Below are 15831 nucleotides of genomic sequence, written 5' to 3' on the forward strand. Positions count from 1 at the left end.
TCGGTGTCGAGTTCAATTCTGATTGCGAAGCCGCCTTGGCCGGCGCCGGCCGGCTGGAAACGCAGGTCCCGTATGATAACCGTCGTCCCGCTCTCGGTGGGCAAAACTTCAGTCCAGGGAAATCGCGCGAAATCCATAAAGTCCTCCGCCGTACGCGTTTTCAGGGCTGCTTCGAGAGCAGGCGAGGATTCAGGTTTGCGGTAGATGCGGGCATCCTGGGGGTCAAGTTGCCTGCCGGCCACATCGACAGGAAGCACATAAAAAGCCTGAGAAGTTTCAGCCACGCCAGTCCAATCGAATGGATTCCCAAAGCTCGGGAATGCGCCAATGCGCTCAGGCATTGCGTCCTGGTAACTGACAGAATCCAGCATGTTCAAGGCCCTGCGATGGCTGAAATCACGCAGGCCCCACACCGCCACCACGGCGCAAAGCGAGAAAATGGCTCCCGTCCGGAAACCGGTTTTGCGAGCTCCTACTTCCTCATTGATCAGCCGGAACAGTGCGGGAAGGCCAAGACCCGCAAACAGCACCAGCCAGAGCAGAGGATCGACAATCGGTTCGATGCCCCAGGCGTACCAGCGGGCGCTGAAGGGCAAAAAAGGCCGGATCCCATATGAGTTCGTAAAGTCCATGAGCAAGTGGGCGCCTGTCGCGACCGAACACGCCAGCAGAAGCCATGCAGCATTCAGTGGCGGGCCGGAAGCCTTGGAAGGCAGTTTCCTGTCCAAAAGATAGAAAGCTCCGGCCAGCGCGATTCCAAGGGCAGCAACTCCCACGATGGAGTGGGTGATGCCTCGATGATGTTGCAGGTAAGCAACGCCGCCCCAGAAACCACTCACGGAATCAACATCGGGAAGGTTTGAACCGACGAGAATGGCAAGCGTGGCAAAGCGCGTCTTGCGGTTGAACCCCGCCTGGCTGATCGCAAGGCCGGTGAGAGTATGAGTGATGTTGTCCATTGTAAGAGCGCGCCGTGTGGGGAGTGTAGGGTTTCTCCCCAATCGCTGTCAAGCCGGGTCTGCCCGTGATTAAGGCGCCGAACGGAGGAATGACTCGGGTGCCAGCAGGGTTAAAGCGTCGGGGACAACATCAAAGCTGACGGGTATTTGTCCTGCCAACTCCCCGTCCAGCTCAAAGAAGATACAGTCTTCTGGTTGTTCGGTGGTACAGCGTATGCTGGCCCCGCTCAGGCGCCGGACGTCGCCCAGTCGATGGTGCGTTCGTGAGATGATACTCAGCGCGTACTGAAAGTAACGACGCGGCGTGCGCCCTTCAAACAGACAGCAGGTGAGTCCGCCACTGCGGATACTGTTCGGCTGTGCCAATTTCAGCCATCCGGCGTAGCGGCTTGAACGCTGGACCACCGCAAAAGTAGTGGAAATCGGAGGGCCATTTACGGCGCATAAGAAAGAGGGAAAGTTGTAGCGGATGGCCTGACGAACGGCCTCCCAGCCATAGGCGATAATCCCCACCCGGAGTTTCATGGCGACGTCCAACTGGCTGATGATGCGCGCGTCGAACCCAACTCCCGCCACGGCCAGAAAATAGCGTTGGCGAAGTGATCCTGACTCTTCCCAGGCGGCGCGTCCCAGCGGGACGCTGCACGGGCGCCATGAATGGAGTTCCCGGGCGGCCTTCACGATTTGTCCAGGCAATCGCAGTTCCCTGGCAATGATGTTCGCGGTCCCGCCTGGCAGCACCGCCAGTGGGACCCGGCCGGTGGCCATTCCGTTGGCAGCCTCATTGATCGTGCCGTCGCCGCCGCACACAATCACCAGGTCACAGCCTTCCTTCACGGCTTCGCTGGCCAGTTTTTTCCCGTCGCCGGGTCTGCAAGTGAACCGCAGGTCCGCCGAAATGCCTGCTTCACGCAGGACCGCCACCGCCTGCTGAATCTGGCGCGCACGGCGGGATGTCCTGACCCCCGCCAGAGGGTTTGAGATGAAGGCAGCGTTTTTCAAAGGGAGGTTACCGGAGGGCCAGCAAACCTCCTCCTTCCGCATCGCGAAGGCTGCTGTCGCAGAGATTCGAGGACTTGCTCGACGACGAGCGCAAAAAACCTGATCACGATCAAAGTCTTCTATTGCGAAGCGGCTTTTGGGCCGATGCCGGTGATCACTTGTTTTGCGGTCTTGTCGTTTGTCTTTTTGTTGATCTTGGCATCGACCCAGACCATGTCACCCGCCTTGAATGCCGCTAGCGTGCTGCGTTTGCCGTTATCAAAAAATTTGGTCTTGGGTTCCAGTTTGAACATCTGGTCGTCCCCGTAGCGGGTCTTGTCAAGAATGATCTGGTCCTTGCCGATTTTCTTCACCACCCCATAGATGTAATTCTGATATTTTCCACCCACGGAAATGGCGTTTTCCAAACGGCCTGCGGCCCCGGGCGAGTCAGGCGACTGATAAACCTGCGTCCAGGCCGGTCCGGCCACCATTGTGCCACCCAGCAGAGCATACAGTAAGACGTTTAGGATTGGCATACGCATACGGTTCAACCATCCCTATGGCTATTGGTGGTTCTACCAACGAAACTAACAAGCGGATGACTGGAGTGTCAAGACTCCTTGCCTGCACGGCATTACCGAAGGTTGCATAATCTAGTGACACGTTGTCTTTGTAGCGCCGCCGTCTCGGCGGCATTTATCGAGGCCGGTCCCACTGGGCGGGACCGGCGCTACGCGAAAACGTCACTATATTTTTCAATCCTCAATTAGGATGTGTGAAGGAAGCTGCGAGTTGCTGTTCCCCGCCCACAAACTCACGCGGCGCCGCAATTTGAGTTTAGGGACTATCGGATGGTTGTGGTCGCCGCCTTCAGCGCGCTTAGGTCCTGAATAATCACTTTGCGCCCTTCGATCTTAAGGATCCCCGCGGACTGGAATTGGCTCAGATTTCTGGAAACCAGTTCACGCACGGTGCCAATCTGGAAGGCAAGTTCCTGGTTGTTGACGCTCAACGTCAGCTCGATTCCGCATGAAGTCTTTTGACCTCGATCATGGGCCTGCTGCACCAGCCATGACGCCAGGCGGCTGCGGACGGTGGTGAAAGAAAGTTCCTCGATGATCCCCACAAGGCGCCGCAGCCGGGAACTGACCACCTTCAGAACTTTAAGCGATACTTCAGGCCGTTCGAGGCACAGCGCGCGGAAGTCTTTCTTGCTGATGAAGAGTAGCGCGCACTTCTCGATGGCGGCGGCGGACGCCGGGTAGTTCCCGCCGTCGAACACTGGGAGTTCAGCCAGGGAATTGCCGGCTTTTTCGATATGCAGCACCTGTTCACGCCCCCCTGCAGAAGTGTTGAAAATCTTCACGCTTCCGGCTTGAACCACGTACAAGCCCTCGCAGGGATCGCCTTCGGAAAAGATTATTTCGCCCGGCTGATATCCCCTGGATACCGCCCGGTCCGCCAGCATGCCCAGTTCACGTTCTGTCAAATCAGCAAACAGTGGAACGTCACGAAGAGATTGAACATTCCTGGTCTTTAAGTTGCCCATGGCAGGTTATTCTACTTAAAGATCCGGCCGAAGATGCAATAAACCTGCTTTCGAATGAGGGGCGACCCTCCTGCTCAACCTTGGTTCGGCAGCAACCCCCCACCGCGGGTGGCGCATACGTCGCGCCCTTTGCGATGTATGCGGCCCTTTTTTCCCTACATCAATTGACGTAGAGGCAATCCCCTGCTGCGCATACATTCCAGACCCGGAACGTATACGCGAGCCGCCTCAGCCGAATTTGCTTGACTTAGTAGGCTAGCTGTGGTAGCCTTAACAGAGTGCTTCCCGATGAGGCGCGGCGGGCACAAGTCTTGCAGAGGGGCAGGCAAAACCTGCCAGGTTAAACAGCAAAGGTTGCGGTGCAGGATCAGGGAATAAAGCGCGGTGTTTGCAGCGCACGGTCCATGGTTGGCCCGGCGGTTTTCGCAGTGGCGGGCGACGAATGCGTGCCGGCGACGAGCGAATTTTTGCAGTCCCCAAAAAGGCACTTTTGCGCTGGTTTTGAGGCAAATGGGACAAAAAAACACGTTTTTTGAAGAACGAACCGGAGAGGTTATTGAAAACAAAGGAAAATTGCCAAAAAACGAACCGGAAACGAACCTAAAACGAAGCGGAGAAGTTGTTGAAAACACGTAGCTGTGGAAAAAACAAACCGGAACGAACCGGAAAACAAAGCTACCGATCTCGTTGATTCTGAAGGATGGCCAAAAAGCGGACCAAAAACAAACGCGACAACAGATTGGCCTCGACGCGGGCCCGTTACCGCTTCTCCGGATGCTCAATCCCCCAAAATTGGAGAAGCTCTTGATGACTTTTTCCATTGACGGGAGACAACTGTGACCAGGGATGGCGACGTTAAAAGGGAGATCGAAAAGCTGCGGGAAGAGATCCGATATCACGAGCACCGATACTATGTTCTTGACGATCCAGAAATCTCTGACGTCAAGTTCGACGAGCTGGTCCATCGTCTTCAGAAGATGGAGCAGGCCCATCCGGAACTGGTGACTCCTGACTCTCCCACCCAGCGAGTTGGAGGGCAGCCGGCGGAAGAATTTGCCAATGTCCGTCACTCGGCGCCCATGCTGAGCCTCGACAACACATATTCGGTGGATGACCTGCGTGATTTCGACCGTCGGGTCCGGGAACTCTCGGGCCGCCAGCAAGTCTCATATGTTGCGGAGTTGAAGCTTGATGGACTCTCGATGGCTCTGACTTATGAAGATGGGGTCCTCACGCGCGGTCTGACGCGCGGCGACGGCGTGACAGGGGAAGACGTTACTCGAAACGTAAAAACCATCCGTTCTGTCCCTCTCAGGATTGATTCCCGAAAGCTCGGAGCAATCTCACACGCCAAAAAGTTCGAGGTGCGCGGCGAAGTGATTATGACCCACAAAGCCTTCCGCCAGGCTAATGAGCAGCGCGCGGAGAGCGGCGAGCAGCCTTTTGCCAACCCCCGCAACGCGGCCGCGGGCGCCATCCGGCAGCTTGACCCCAAGGTGGTCGCAAAAAGGAACCTGGACATTTTCCTCTACTACCTTTTGGTGGATGGGCGTACTCCTCTCAAAGAACACTGGAAGGTTCTGGAAACGCTGGAAAATCTGGGGTTCAAGGTGAACCCCTACAGAAAGCTCACAAGATCATTCGAAGAACTGACCGCCTATATCCAGGAAATGGAGGCCAAACGGGAAAAGCTCGAATATGAAATCGATGGCATGGTGGTCAAAGTGAACGAAATCGCGCTGTGGGACGAATTGGGCATGACGGCCAAGTCGCCGCGCTGGGCGATTGCTTACAAGTATCCAGCCCACCAGGAGACGACCGTGGTCAAAGACATTCGGCCCCAGGTTGGCCGGACCGGCACTCTGACTCCTGTGGCCGATCTCGAACCGGTGAACGTCGGCGGGGTGACGGTGACCCATGCCACCCTCCACAACATGGACGAAGTTGAGCGGCTGGGCGTGAAGATCGGCGATACGGTCCTGATACAGCGGGCCGGTGAAGTGATCCCTCAGGTGCTTAAAGTGACGAAGCACGCGCCGGACGGCAAAGAATTCAGGATGCCGAAACATTGCCCCGTCTGCGGCGGCGATGTCATCCGGGTTGAAGGTGAAGTTGCGTATCGCTGCGTGAATGCTGCCTGCCCGGCCCAGTTGAAAGAGTCGCTGCTCCACTTTGCTTCGCGGCATGCCATGAACATCAACGGGCTTGGGGAATCGCTCGTAGACCAACTGGTCGGCAAGAAAATCGTTCAGGATGCCGCTGACCTCTATGGCCTGGATGAAGCCCAACTGGCGGCGCTTGAGCGAATGGGAAAGAAGTCTGCGCGAAACCTGCTGGAAGAAATCGAAAAAAGCAAAAGCGCCGAACTGCCCCGCGTGATTTACGCCATTGGAATCCGTTTTGTCGGCGAGCGCACAGCCCAGTTGCTGGCGGAACACTTTGGCTCGATGAAAAAACTCCAAGAAGCCGCAGTAGAGGAACTGTATGAGGTGGAAGAGGTCGGGCCCAAAGTCGCGCAAAGCATTGTTGAGTACTTCCACGAAGGACGCAACCGCGACGTCATCGAAAAACTGCGCAGGGCAGGCCTGCACTTTGAACAGAAAGAGCGCAGGAGTGGCGGCTCCCTCGAGGGTCGCCAATTCGTTCTGACCGGCTCGCTTCCCAGCCTCTCGCGCGAAGAAGCCACACGCATGATTGAAGAGGCTGGCGGCCGCGTGACAGGTTCAGTCAGCAAGAAGACGGACTACGTGGTTGTGGGCGCCGACCCCGGCTCAAAACTTGCGAAGGCGAAATCATTGGGCGTCCGCACGATTGACGAGGCCGCACTCAGGAAGCTTCTCGGCCCGTAGCCGGGAAATCTTCCCATCTGGCGACTCAACCACACAAGCGCCCGGAAACATTCCGGAACAAGTTATGCGGTTGTGAGTATTTTGATGGTCGTGGCCAGAGATATGAAGATTCAGGTAGTCCACGTAGACGAAGACTCCATCCCGGCAATCGTGTTACGCGGTCGGTTCGGCGCGTTCGAAAACGAAATTGCCGGATTCCTCGCTGTAGTCGAGATTCAGGTCACCGAGGGCAGCAGCAACCGTCTCGTCGACGGCCAGCCGCGTCCCAGCGGTGGATTCTACCAGGTCATCCGATTCCGGCTCTTTGGTGTCGAGTTTCAGGGTCAGGCGCAGTTGATTTTTGCCTTCCACGGTCCGGGCATCAACTCGCAGGAAAGTTGTTGCGGGAAGCGATTTGCTGGCGACAATCGATTTCACTTCCTGCGCTGCTCTTTCGGTCATTTTGATCATTCAATCTCCTTGGTGGAACCACCGGCGGAAATAACTGCGCCTTCCTTTGCCTTAGTCGAAGAGAAGACTTGAAATCTCCGGCGATTCGTATGGAATTCACTACTTCTAGCTCGGAGCACGACCGTCGATGGCAACCCCCAATTTACGGCGCGGCTCAGTCTGGTACTTACCTTGTGGCACGGTTATCCTGACCGTGTCTTTCGACGGCAGCACGAGCGAGGACGCCTGTGTCACAAATCCTCGCTGCTCCAGAAGCGGATTATCTGACATCACTGCAGCGTCTCCAGCCATTTTAGCACGGCATCCAATTTGTCGGAGGGGACGCCTTCTGCCCAGCGAACTTCATTGCCGGCATAGAGCAGTACGACTTGGCCCGAAGCCGTGTGGCCGATAATGCGTTCCGAATCGGAGTGGACGTCCGGAGTAAACTCTTTATATTTTAGAGTGAGAATCTTGTGGTAGTCACGGAAAAACGTCAGGGCGGCTTCCGCGCTCGTCCACCGTGTTCTTGCAATCAGCGGATTATTTTCACCTGACTGATCTTCATAAACGATATAGCGATCGCCCATCCAGCCGGCGCAGTCGGCGGTCGCCGTGTCTTCATCCAGGAACTGTCCCAGCAGTTCGTTGCAACCGAGCTCGCCCAGGATGTTTTCATCCAGCAGCTTGATCCCAGGGTCTGAACCGAGTGGAGTGTTGCCGGGCAATTTAACTTCGGGCAGTTCTGTGTGTTTGAAATAGACCTCTGGCTGGTAAAGGGCTTTGGTGGAAGAGGGCGGGGAAGTAAACAGTTCATTTAATGTCTTCCAATCAGCCTGGCGGAGGCCTTTCACAATAAAGCTGGCGCCCTGGATATAGGGAAAGAGTGCTTCGAGCTTGAAGAAGAAAGGGGCTTTTGAGAACACCGGGAACTCCGCCATCTGCTGGCGTATGGCAGGTCCGATCATGGCATCGAGGCTGGGCAGGTTTGAGATTGGCATTCCATCCAGCATGGTCTGGAACATGGCGGCGGTCGCATATCCTTCCACCACTGCCTGGCGGGCGGCTTCAGCATCGTCATTGGACTTGACGGCTTTCATGTAACGGGCGAGGTCGAAATTCTGGTCCTGAAGCGCGTGGGTCAGTTCGTGTGACAGCACCATTCCCTGCATGTCGGCCGGGATCCAGTTGGCGATGTACATCGTCTTCGTCTCCGGATCGTAGAAACCTGCAACCTGCTCCGTGTAAAAGCTGACCAGGAAGCTTTCCAGGTCGAAGCCTTTGGGAATCAGACCAAAAGCCCGAAGAGTGGCTTCCTGCGCATGAATTTCCTTCGGCGTGTAATCGGTGTGCAGGTTGTGGAGCAGGATTTTCCGGACCTCTTCCCGGCTCACAATTTTCTTGTTCACGGGCGACTTGATGGGAAGCCCGGTCATCTCGCTCATTTTGTGCAGGACCTCGTCGGCCTGGGCCAGCAGATCGCTCGGCGCCTGCTGCTGATTTTGAGAACTGGCGCCCGGCACAGAATCCTGCAGTCTGGCGGCAGAATCATGCCCGGCAAATAGGGCACAGAGGACCGCAAGGACGACAAAAAGTATGGGCCAATGCCGAGGTAGGCCATTCGATTTCACTGATGAGCCAGCCTTTCACGTTTTCCAACAAGAAACAGCCGGGGTAACTAAGCGTGGACGGACCGTGTGCCATGGACCCGAACGATAGAAATCCGTGCTTCAGCCCACCTGGATATTCCACTCTCCGGGTTCCCGTACTTTATGAGGATTGCATAATCGAGTGACGGACTTCCGTAGCGCCGGTCCCGCCAAGCGGGCCCGGCCCTGAAAATTGCCGCCGGGACGGCGGCGCTACAAACCATCTTGTCACCATATTTTGTAATCCTCAGTAGAAGACGACGCTTCCCGCCTCATCCATCCTTTGTGCCGGTTGGTTGACCCTCCCCTACAGGCAGATTAACATAGAAGTAGCGCGGGCAAGCCGGACGATCGCTGCTCTGCTCAAGCGCCTTTCCGGGAGCCGCAAGAAGGGTCCGGGATTGGCAGGCAAGAGCAGAGGAGAGGAAAGTCCGAACTCCACAGGGTAGTGCGCTCGTTAACAGCGAGGGTCGGAAGGGGATCTCCGGGCGACCGGGGCGTACGCTTCCGGCATGGAAAGTGCCACAGAAAACATACCGTCCCGCCTTGCGGGATAAGGGTGAAAAGGTGCGGTAAGAGCGCACCGCCTCGGCAGCAATGGCGAGGGCAGGGCAAACCCCGCACGGAGCAAGACCAAATAGGAGAGGAGGAGTGACCCGCTCCGCAAAGCCTTTAGCGGCGATCCATAATCATTCGAGCGGCTGTTGCAGGCCGGTGATTATCGACCGCCGCTAATGGCTGGTAACTCTCGGGTAGGTCGCTTGATCTCATCAGCAATGGTGAGGCTAGAAGAATGATCGTCACCCTGGGCAACCGGGGAACAAAATTCGGCTTACAGGCTTGTCCGCGCTAAGCAATCGACTCAGGGTGGACCCGGGTAGGGCTTTGTTCCAGTGTTAAGGCTTTCATCAGTGCTTTCTGTCTCATGCTGCAACAGCCCTTCGGCCACCTGACTCAGGACGGCGTCGCGCCACAGGCTTGCGCGCCCTCACAAATGCGCTCATGAATTTGCCGGCGACCTTTGCCGCGAGAGAATCCATGTTCAGACCTTGTCCTGCCAGGAACTGTCGGGTATCCTCACAACCGTAAACGCGAGTTGCTTCAATTCCGATCTCCTCGAATCCTGCAGCCGCCAACAGGGATCGGTATTCAGATTCATGTAACGCCCCGGCCACACACCCAGCCCAGAGTTCCGCGTTGCGCCGGATGTCAGAGGGTATATCGCCCCGGACGACGATGTCGGAAACCGCAAACCGCCCGCCCGGCTTCAGAACCCAAAACACTTCCCGGAGCACTCTGGCCTTGTCCGCCGACAGGTTGATAACGCAGTTTGAAATGACTACATCCATCGCGCTGTCCGGCAGTGGAATTTTCTCGATTTCACCCTTCAGGAATTCAGCGTTGGCAATGCCGGCCCTCACCTGGTTCTGCCTCGCCAGCTCCAGCATTTCGTCCGTCATGTCCAGCCCATAGGCCTTGCCTTCAGGACCGACACGTGTGGCTGAGAGAAGAACATCGATGCCGCCTCCTGAGCCCAGATCCAGCACAATCTCACCGGGATTCAGTCTGGCCAGTGCCGCGGGGTTGCCGCAACCAAGCGACGCAAGCACCGCTTCCTCGGGCAGTTCGTTCCTCTCAGCGGGGCTATAGAGGTTGATGGCAACAGGGTCGGGATTTCCGCCCCGCTGGCCGCAGCAGGCTCTTCGCCCTGACGTTGCCTGCTTGGCCGCCTGCCCATATGTTTCTCTTATGGCTTCCTTGATTTTTCTCGAATTCATCCACTCTTTCCTTTCCGGGCCTGCCCAGATCTCTGCCCGATCGTGACGAGTTTGTCCGGTTCAATTGCCTTGTTACGTGTGCAGCATTCCGCGTAAAGAAACGTGATCAGCTCCTGAAGAGAATCGGTGTCGGCCGTGTACCAGAGAAAGCTGCCCTCGCGTCGCACCCGGACCAGTTTTTCGTTTCTGAGCTTGTCGAGATGATGAGAAAGTGTGGAGGGAGGAATGCCTAATTCACTTTGAATCTCGCCGACAACAAGTCCCTGTGGGTGCGCAGTCAGCAGAAGCTGAATAATGCGCAGGCGCGGTTCGGCGCCCATGGCGGCAAACATATCTGCGTAGCGGCTGGCTTCCTCAGTTATGCTCGATGCTGCCATGGGTTCTATTATTCCAGAATTGCCGAACCATGTCAATGGATGCCAATTCCATTGATGAACGTGCATGCACGTACTTTTTGCCATGGCCTGGAGCGGAGGTGCTGGCAAAGAAAGCCTAAGATGAAGGTTCGGTATGCACGCTGTCATCGAGCCTTTTCAACAATTGCCTTCGCCAGCCTGGCGATAGCGCGCCGACGTTTAATGCCTTATGGAAAAGTTCCGGATTCTGAGGTTCACGATCGTAGAGTAGATGAATTAGGTCGCTTACACTGATCTTGTTCACATCCTGATGAATCAGTTCAACCCCGTCGCCTTCACCGACCTCGCCTTCCTCCACAACCGCAAAATAAAAGCCCGTACGCCGGCTGGAAAGGAATCGCTCGGGCATGTCGCGACGCCCAAACCTGATTCCCAGCTTATAACAAGGCAGGCGCGGTTGGGTGAGCATCAGGATGGCTGTTCCTATTCGAAAGCGATCGCCGATGTGAGCATCATGCTCCGTCAAGCCTGTGAGGGACAGGTTTTCTCCGAACGCACCCCACGGCATCTCCACGCCGGGAAGCTCGTGCCGCCAATACTCGTAATGCTCGGAAGGGTAGGCGTAAACAGCTTTATCAGGCCCGCCGTGCACCGAAAGGTCTGCCTGGCCGTCGCCTTCGATGTTGAGCTTTTTGACTTTGACCCTCTGGCGGACCGGAAACTTGTAGATCCCCGTCGTCACAGCCTGGCCACTGGAAACTACCTGGCGTGGAAGTCCGGCATTAACCGAAAGAACCTTCATCGCGTCCACCTTTTGGAGCTGTGCGCGCCACTCTTACGTCCAACCCCAAACTGAACCACCGTTTTCCAAACTGGCCGGCATCCCCGATAGGTTTTCAAGCTTTCACACACCTGATTATAATGGTTCAACGCGAAAGTGGCGGAATTGGCAGACGCGCCAGACTTAGGATCTGGTCCCGCAAGGGGTGGGGGTTCGAGTCCCCCCTTTCGCACCAAAAGCTGCGGGGAACCATCGCCTGCTTTCCGCCGTTACGAGGAATGTCAAACTACTTCGGCATGAATTCTCAGTAACGATGCTTGCGAGTTGACGCAACCTTCATCCAACTGTCTAGTTGGGACGGGTCAGGAACAACACGGCGACAACCTCCAATGCCGCCAGGACCATGGCCTCGACCGAATCGAAAGCGACAATGACTCGATTCATCGTCGGGGATGTTGTAAAGAAGGATTCTTGTTTCCTGCCGGCCGTGAACTCACTCGCACCCCAGACCCCCAGATGAATCATCGCAAAGAGGACCACCAGGACCTTCCATAACAGGGCATGCCACAGTGGCCAGGCAGCGAGCGCCAGAAGCCAGTAAACCCCCTCAATTCGCAGGGCCCGCCGTGGGGGGAATCTGAGGCTGATCCAGGAAGCGGGATGCTCGCGCCACGCCTTGAGAATCCTGGAGGTTGTCACGTGGATCAGGAGCATTACCGGTGTGTAAAAGGCGATGAGAAGCCCAAGAATCTTCATAGCTTTTCGTCAGGGATGCTGGGGGATCCTGAAATCAGAGAAGACGTTTGCTGCACTATCATCGGTTCCTACCCACCCGCCGCGGCTGCCGCTCGTTGAAGAAAGCATTCAACTCGACCACGAGATGGTCCAGGTCTGCGTGATCGGCCGCAGCCGCCTCCGCAAGGCTCAGGGACCGCGGAGTCTTTCTCGTTTTGGAAAGCGTCTTCAATCCGGCCTGTATCAATACAGCCCTCGTTTTTGGAAAGCTGGTGAGGTACCAGTATAAAGGCAACTGGGCGCTGATGCCTTGCGCCGCAAACCAGGCCGGGAGTGGTTGCATCATCGTTGCGGCCATATTGATCACGAAGGCGAGGACCCCGCCGAATTCAAGATAAGCAGAGATTGGCAGCAGGTTCCAGGCGTTGCCGCCAAAAGAATAGGCGACAGCCTCGCTGGACACTCTCAAAAGACAGCCCACGCCTAAAAGCCAGAGGCTTGCCGCCATCCACCGGGTGCTGTAGAGTTCACGGCCATTGAGAAACGAAGGAAGCATTCGAGGACCGATCGAGAGGATCAAAACACCGATAAAGCCCACTGTGACGGCGTGACGGGACGCGCCAACGAGGCCCGTGGCGCGAGGAGCCAAGTCAGCAGCAACACCCAAAAGGGCTCCGACGATAAGCCACGCGTAGGCAAATCGTATGAAAGCTGGATAATGACGGTAAGCTCCGACCAGTTTTGCGGGGCGTGCGGGCTTGTGAAATATGCGCAAGGCCCAAACCGCGTAAATGGCAAGTGCCAGAATGACCAGGTCGGCGAAAAGATACTGACGTGCCAGGGCCAACGCTAGAAGCGCAAGAATACCGATTCCGAATTGCCTCGCCGCCTGATGAAAAGGAGGATAAAGCCCAAGAAAGATGGTGACAAATCTTGTGCTGAAGCCCCACGCCGTTACGACTACGAATCCCCACACCATCAGGATCAAAAAAGTGCTGTCCCATTCCGGTGGAAACACCGGCGACCGGCCACGAACGGCCAGCCAGGTGGAAAGGCCCAGATTCAGAAGAAGGGCTACTCCTAAAGACGTAAACCCCCAGATACCAAGGCAGGAACCCAGGTCGTTGGGCTTCTTCTTAGTCGATCCGCCGAAAATCAGAATCTTCTGGGTCAGCGCGTACGCAGCGAGTTCGAGTATTGCAGATGCAGGCAGGCCGAAGCGCCAGGCTGTCTGGTTAATGCCGACCCACCACCGGAGGGCCACCCCCACGGTCCACAGGACCCAGATGGTCCAGACCAGCGAAAAGGACTTCAACGGCCGCCCGCGGAATTTGGGCAGAATGTAGAGTGAAATGCCAAGGATGAAACTTCCCACCCAGCCGAATAACTGGGCGTGGCCATGCGCCTGAATCCAAGCCGCGCTGGCAGCAGTGTTGGACCGATGGACTGAGATCTGAAGCAAATTCCAGACACCCAGGAATGTGCCCGGAAGGGCTAGAAAGAATGTTCCCGAAACGATGAACGCGGCAAGCGCCCTGGCAGCCTTTCTTTCCCAGGCTGGATCAGCATAATCCACCTGGCCTTGAGCATCGCGCTGGTAGGCTTGCACCCACTGTTCCGGCAGGCCAGCCGTTTCAAGGTTAATGGTACGCATTCAGAAATTGCCTTAAAGAAGATCCTCGGATGAGACGAGAACCACTACTCTACTCGAAGATGTCATTTCGATTCCGTGACCTAAGTCATAGGCGCTTCGGCGGCCCGGCGCCGTGCAATGGACCTGGCGGACGGCAGCAGTGCGGCAGTTCATGGCATTTCCCAGGCCTTCACCTGAGTGGCAGTGTTTGAAAAACTTGGAAAACCAACCACAAGCATGCCTAGCCACGGTAAATTCGATCGGCAATCCAGCATTGCTGTCTCACCGCATCGATAGGACCTTCCCTCGATGCAATTTGCCAGTTGTCCGCCAAGGCCAGAGATTCCTCATGCTGGGCTTGCGGATACCGATAAGCTAACATACACTTCTGCTATGCAAAGCGGATTTGACCATGGAACAATCTACGACGCGCTGATCGTCGGCTCTGGAGCGAGCGGCGGATGGGTGGCCAAGGAATTGACGGAAGCCGGCATGCGCGTCCTTATGCTTGAGGCCGGACCGCCGCGCGTCCCATCGCGCGATTTCACCGAGCACGTTTGGCCCTACCAGTTGAAGTACCGCGGTTTTGATGACCAGCAGGCCCGCCTGACCGACCAGCCGATCCAGCGGCTCTGCTATGCCTGCGATGAATACAGCCACCAGTTCTTCGTCAAAGATGCCGAGCATCCGTACACGTTTCCGATCGACAAGCCGTTTATGTGGATCCGCGGACGCCAGATCGGCGGCAAGACGTTCTGCTGGGCGCGAGAAAGCTATCGTTACAGCGATTACGAATTTAAGGCCGCAAGCCGCGACGGCTACGGGCAGGACTGGCCTTTCGATTACAAAGATCTTGAACCCTATTACGACAAGGTGGAGAGTTTTATTGGTGTGAGTGGCTCGCACGAAGGGCTCGAGCAGATGCCCGACGGGAAGTTCCTGCCTCCGATGAACCTCTCCTGCGGCAGCTTGCAGGCCAAACGGATCATTGAAAGCAAGTTTGGCTGGCGGGTGATGCCGGACCGTGTGGCCAATCTGACGGTCGCTCACAACGGCCGCCCGCCGTGTCATTATTGTGACGAGTGCCAGCGCGGCTGCTACACGGCGTCCTATTTCAACAGTCCTGCTGTGACGCTGCCCGCAGCAGTAAAGACCGGCCGGTTCACGCTGCTGAGCGATGCTGTGGTCAGCCATGTGATCGTCGATAACGAAGGCCGCGCGAGCGGTGTCCACTATATCCATCGCGCGACGCACGAACATCGTGAGGCACGGGCAAAGATTGTTGTGCTGGCGGCAAGCACGCTGGAATCAACGCGCATCCTGCTGAACTCCACCACGCGCCGTTATCCCAACGGCTTGGGAAATTCCACCGGCGTGCTGGGCCACTACCTGATGGACCACTTTACTCTGGAAGGGGCTGGCGGCATTATGGCGGGGCTGAAGTCTTCGGTCCGCGAGCCCACGGGCAACCCCTGTGGTTTCCTGATTCCGAAATACGCCAACGTGGGTTCCGACAAGCACAAGGATTTCATCCGAGGTTATCGGTTTGACGGTGACGGAAGCCAGGCGCTGTATAGCCAGGCCTTCTCGACTCCGGGATACGGTAAGGGCTTCCGAGAGAAGGTCCGCGCGAATATCCCATACCATTACGGCATGATGGTCCAGGGCGAAACACTTCCGCGTTATGAAAATTACGTTGCACTCGATAAGGAGAAGAAGGACGCCTGGGGAATTCCGGCTTTGCACATCAATGCCAGTTACGGAGAAAACGAGCACGCCATGGCCAAAGCCATGCGTGAAGACGTGGGGGCAATTCTTGACGCCTTGAAGTTGGAGGATGCGCGTCCGCCAGGAGAAAAGCTGAGCGTGTTCGGCAAAAACATCCACGAGTGCGGCACCGCGCGCATGGGCAACGATCCCAAAACCAGCGTGATCGATCGATTCAACCGGCTCCATGACGCAAAGAACGTCTTCGTTGCCGACGGCGCCGCCTTTGTCACCAATAGTTGTTACGAGCCGACGCTGACCATCATGGCCATTGCAACCCGCGCCGCCGACTACATCTCAGAGGCCCATCGCAAGGGCGACTTATAGCCGTCTGCTAAAACTGCAACGGGCCAGGGAGCAAG

The 15831-nt window shown here is 56.5% G+C and carries 14 protein-coding genes, 1 tRNA gene and 1 other RNA gene; 4 read left to right on the forward strand and 12 right to left on the reverse strand.

All coding sequences use genetic code 11. The annotated features are described in order from the left end of the window. The 4 genes from VFQ24_01545 to VFQ24_01560 all read right to left on the reverse strand — a co-directional run. Positions 1-959, reverse strand: a 959-nt coding sequence (locus VFQ24_01545) for a metal-dependent hydrolase (protein HET9177023.1), incomplete at its 3' end; no start/stop codon positions are given. Positions 960-1028: 69 nt separating this feature from the next. Next, positions 1029-1961 (reverse strand): diacylglycerol kinase family protein, encoded by a 933-nt coding sequence (locus VFQ24_01550; protein ID HET9177024.1) that lies wholly within the window; start codon positions 1959-1961, stop codon positions 1029-1031. A 119-nt stretch (positions 1962-2080) separates the two neighbouring features. Further along, positions 2081-2485 carry a hypothetical protein gene (locus VFQ24_01555; GenBank protein HET9177025.1) on the reverse strand — a complete coding sequence of 135 codons (405 nt, stop codon included), beginning with the start codon at positions 2483-2485 and terminating at the stop codon, positions 2081-2083. 302 nt (positions 2486-2787) lie between these two features. Then, complete coding sequence (locus VFQ24_01560; protein HET9177026.1) at positions 2788-3492, reverse strand: Crp/Fnr family transcriptional regulator; 705 nt, start codon at positions 3490-3492, stop codon at positions 2788-2790. 836 nt (positions 3493-4328) lie between these two features. Between VFQ24_01560 and ligA the strand changes: the two genes are divergently transcribed. Continuing rightward, positions 4329-6341, forward strand: a complete 2013-nt coding sequence (gene ligA, locus VFQ24_01565; protein ID HET9177027.1) for an NAD-dependent DNA ligase LigA — start codon at positions 4329-4331, stop codon at positions 6339-6341. A 153-nt stretch (positions 6342-6494) separates the two neighbouring features. Here the strand turns inward: ligA and VFQ24_01570 are convergent, their stop codons facing one another. From VFQ24_01570 to VFQ24_01580, 3 genes are all read right to left on the reverse strand, one after another. Next, entirely contained in the window at positions 6495-6791 is a 297-nt protein-coding gene (locus tag VFQ24_01570; protein ID HET9177028.1) for an iron-sulfur cluster biosynthesis family protein, read from the reverse strand. A 105-nt stretch (positions 6792-6896) separates the two neighbouring features. Continuing rightward, positions 6897-7061, reverse strand: coding sequence for a hypothetical protein (locus tag VFQ24_01575; GenBank protein ID HET9177029.1), 165 nt, complete (start codon positions 7059-7061; stop codon positions 6897-6899). Further along, positions 7061-8293, reverse strand: a complete 1233-nt coding sequence (locus VFQ24_01580) for a DUF6782 family putative metallopeptidase (protein ID HET9177030.1) — start codon at positions 8291-8293, stop codon at positions 7061-7063. Before VFQ24_01580 ends, VFQ24_01575 begins: the two co-directional genes overlap by 1 nt. Before the next feature lie 461 nt (positions 8294-8754). Between VFQ24_01580 and rnpB the strand changes: the two genes are divergently transcribed. Next, positions 8755-9270, forward strand: an RNA gene (rnpB, locus tag VFQ24_01585) — RNase P RNA component class A. A gap of 72 nt (positions 9271-9342) precedes the next feature. Here the strand turns inward: rnpB and VFQ24_01590 are convergent. The 3 genes from VFQ24_01590 to VFQ24_01600 all read right to left on the reverse strand — a co-directional run bounded on the left by VFQ24_01590 (position 9343) and on the right by VFQ24_01600 (position 11355). Then, positions 9343-10197 carry an arsenite methyltransferase gene (locus VFQ24_01590; GenBank protein HET9177031.1) on the reverse strand — a complete coding sequence of 285 codons (855 nt, stop codon included), beginning with the start codon at positions 10195-10197 and terminating at the stop codon, positions 9343-9345. Beyond that, a complete protein-coding gene (locus VFQ24_01595) occupies positions 10194-10574 on the reverse strand; it encodes a metalloregulator ArsR/SmtB family transcription factor (protein ID HET9177032.1) in 381 nt (126 codons plus the stop codon). Before VFQ24_01595 ends, VFQ24_01590 begins: the two co-directional genes overlap by 4 nt. A gap of 115 nt (positions 10575-10689) precedes the next feature. Continuing rightward, positions 10690-11355 carry an MOSC domain-containing protein gene (locus VFQ24_01600; GenBank protein ID HET9177033.1) on the reverse strand — a complete coding sequence of 222 codons (666 nt, stop codon included), beginning with the start codon at positions 11353-11355 and terminating at the stop codon, positions 10690-10692. 129 nt (positions 11356-11484) lie between these two features. Here VFQ24_01600 and VFQ24_01605 point away from each other — a divergent pair. Further along, a tRNA-Leu gene (locus VFQ24_01605) sits at positions 11485-11569 on the forward strand. A gap of 113 nt (positions 11570-11682) precedes the next feature. On the opposite strand, the gene VFQ24_01610 is transcribed toward VFQ24_01605, so the two are convergent. Both VFQ24_01610 and VFQ24_01615 read right to left on the reverse strand, forming a co-directional pair. Then, positions 11683-12090 carry a hypothetical protein gene (locus tag VFQ24_01610; protein HET9177034.1) on the reverse strand — a complete coding sequence of 136 codons (408 nt, stop codon included), beginning with the start codon at positions 12088-12090 and terminating at the stop codon, positions 11683-11685. Between the two features lie 58 nt (positions 12091-12148). Further along, positions 12149-13723, reverse strand: a complete 1575-nt coding sequence (locus VFQ24_01615) for an NnrS family protein (GenBank protein ID HET9177035.1) — start codon at positions 13721-13723, stop codon at positions 12149-12151. A gap of 372 nt (positions 13724-14095) precedes the next feature. Between VFQ24_01615 and VFQ24_01620 the strand changes: the two genes are divergently transcribed. Continuing rightward, the gene (locus VFQ24_01620; GenBank protein ID HET9177036.1) at positions 14096-15796 is read left to right on the forward strand and encodes a GMC family oxidoreductase; all 1701 of its coding nucleotides are present in this window, start codon (positions 14096-14098) and stop codon (positions 15794-15796) included. Positions 15797-15831 lie beyond the last annotated feature (35 nt).

This window comes from Terriglobia bacterium, assembly GCA_035712365.1.
Taxonomy (GTDB): domain Bacteria; phylum Acidobacteriota; class Terriglobia; order UBA7540; family UBA7540; genus SCRD01.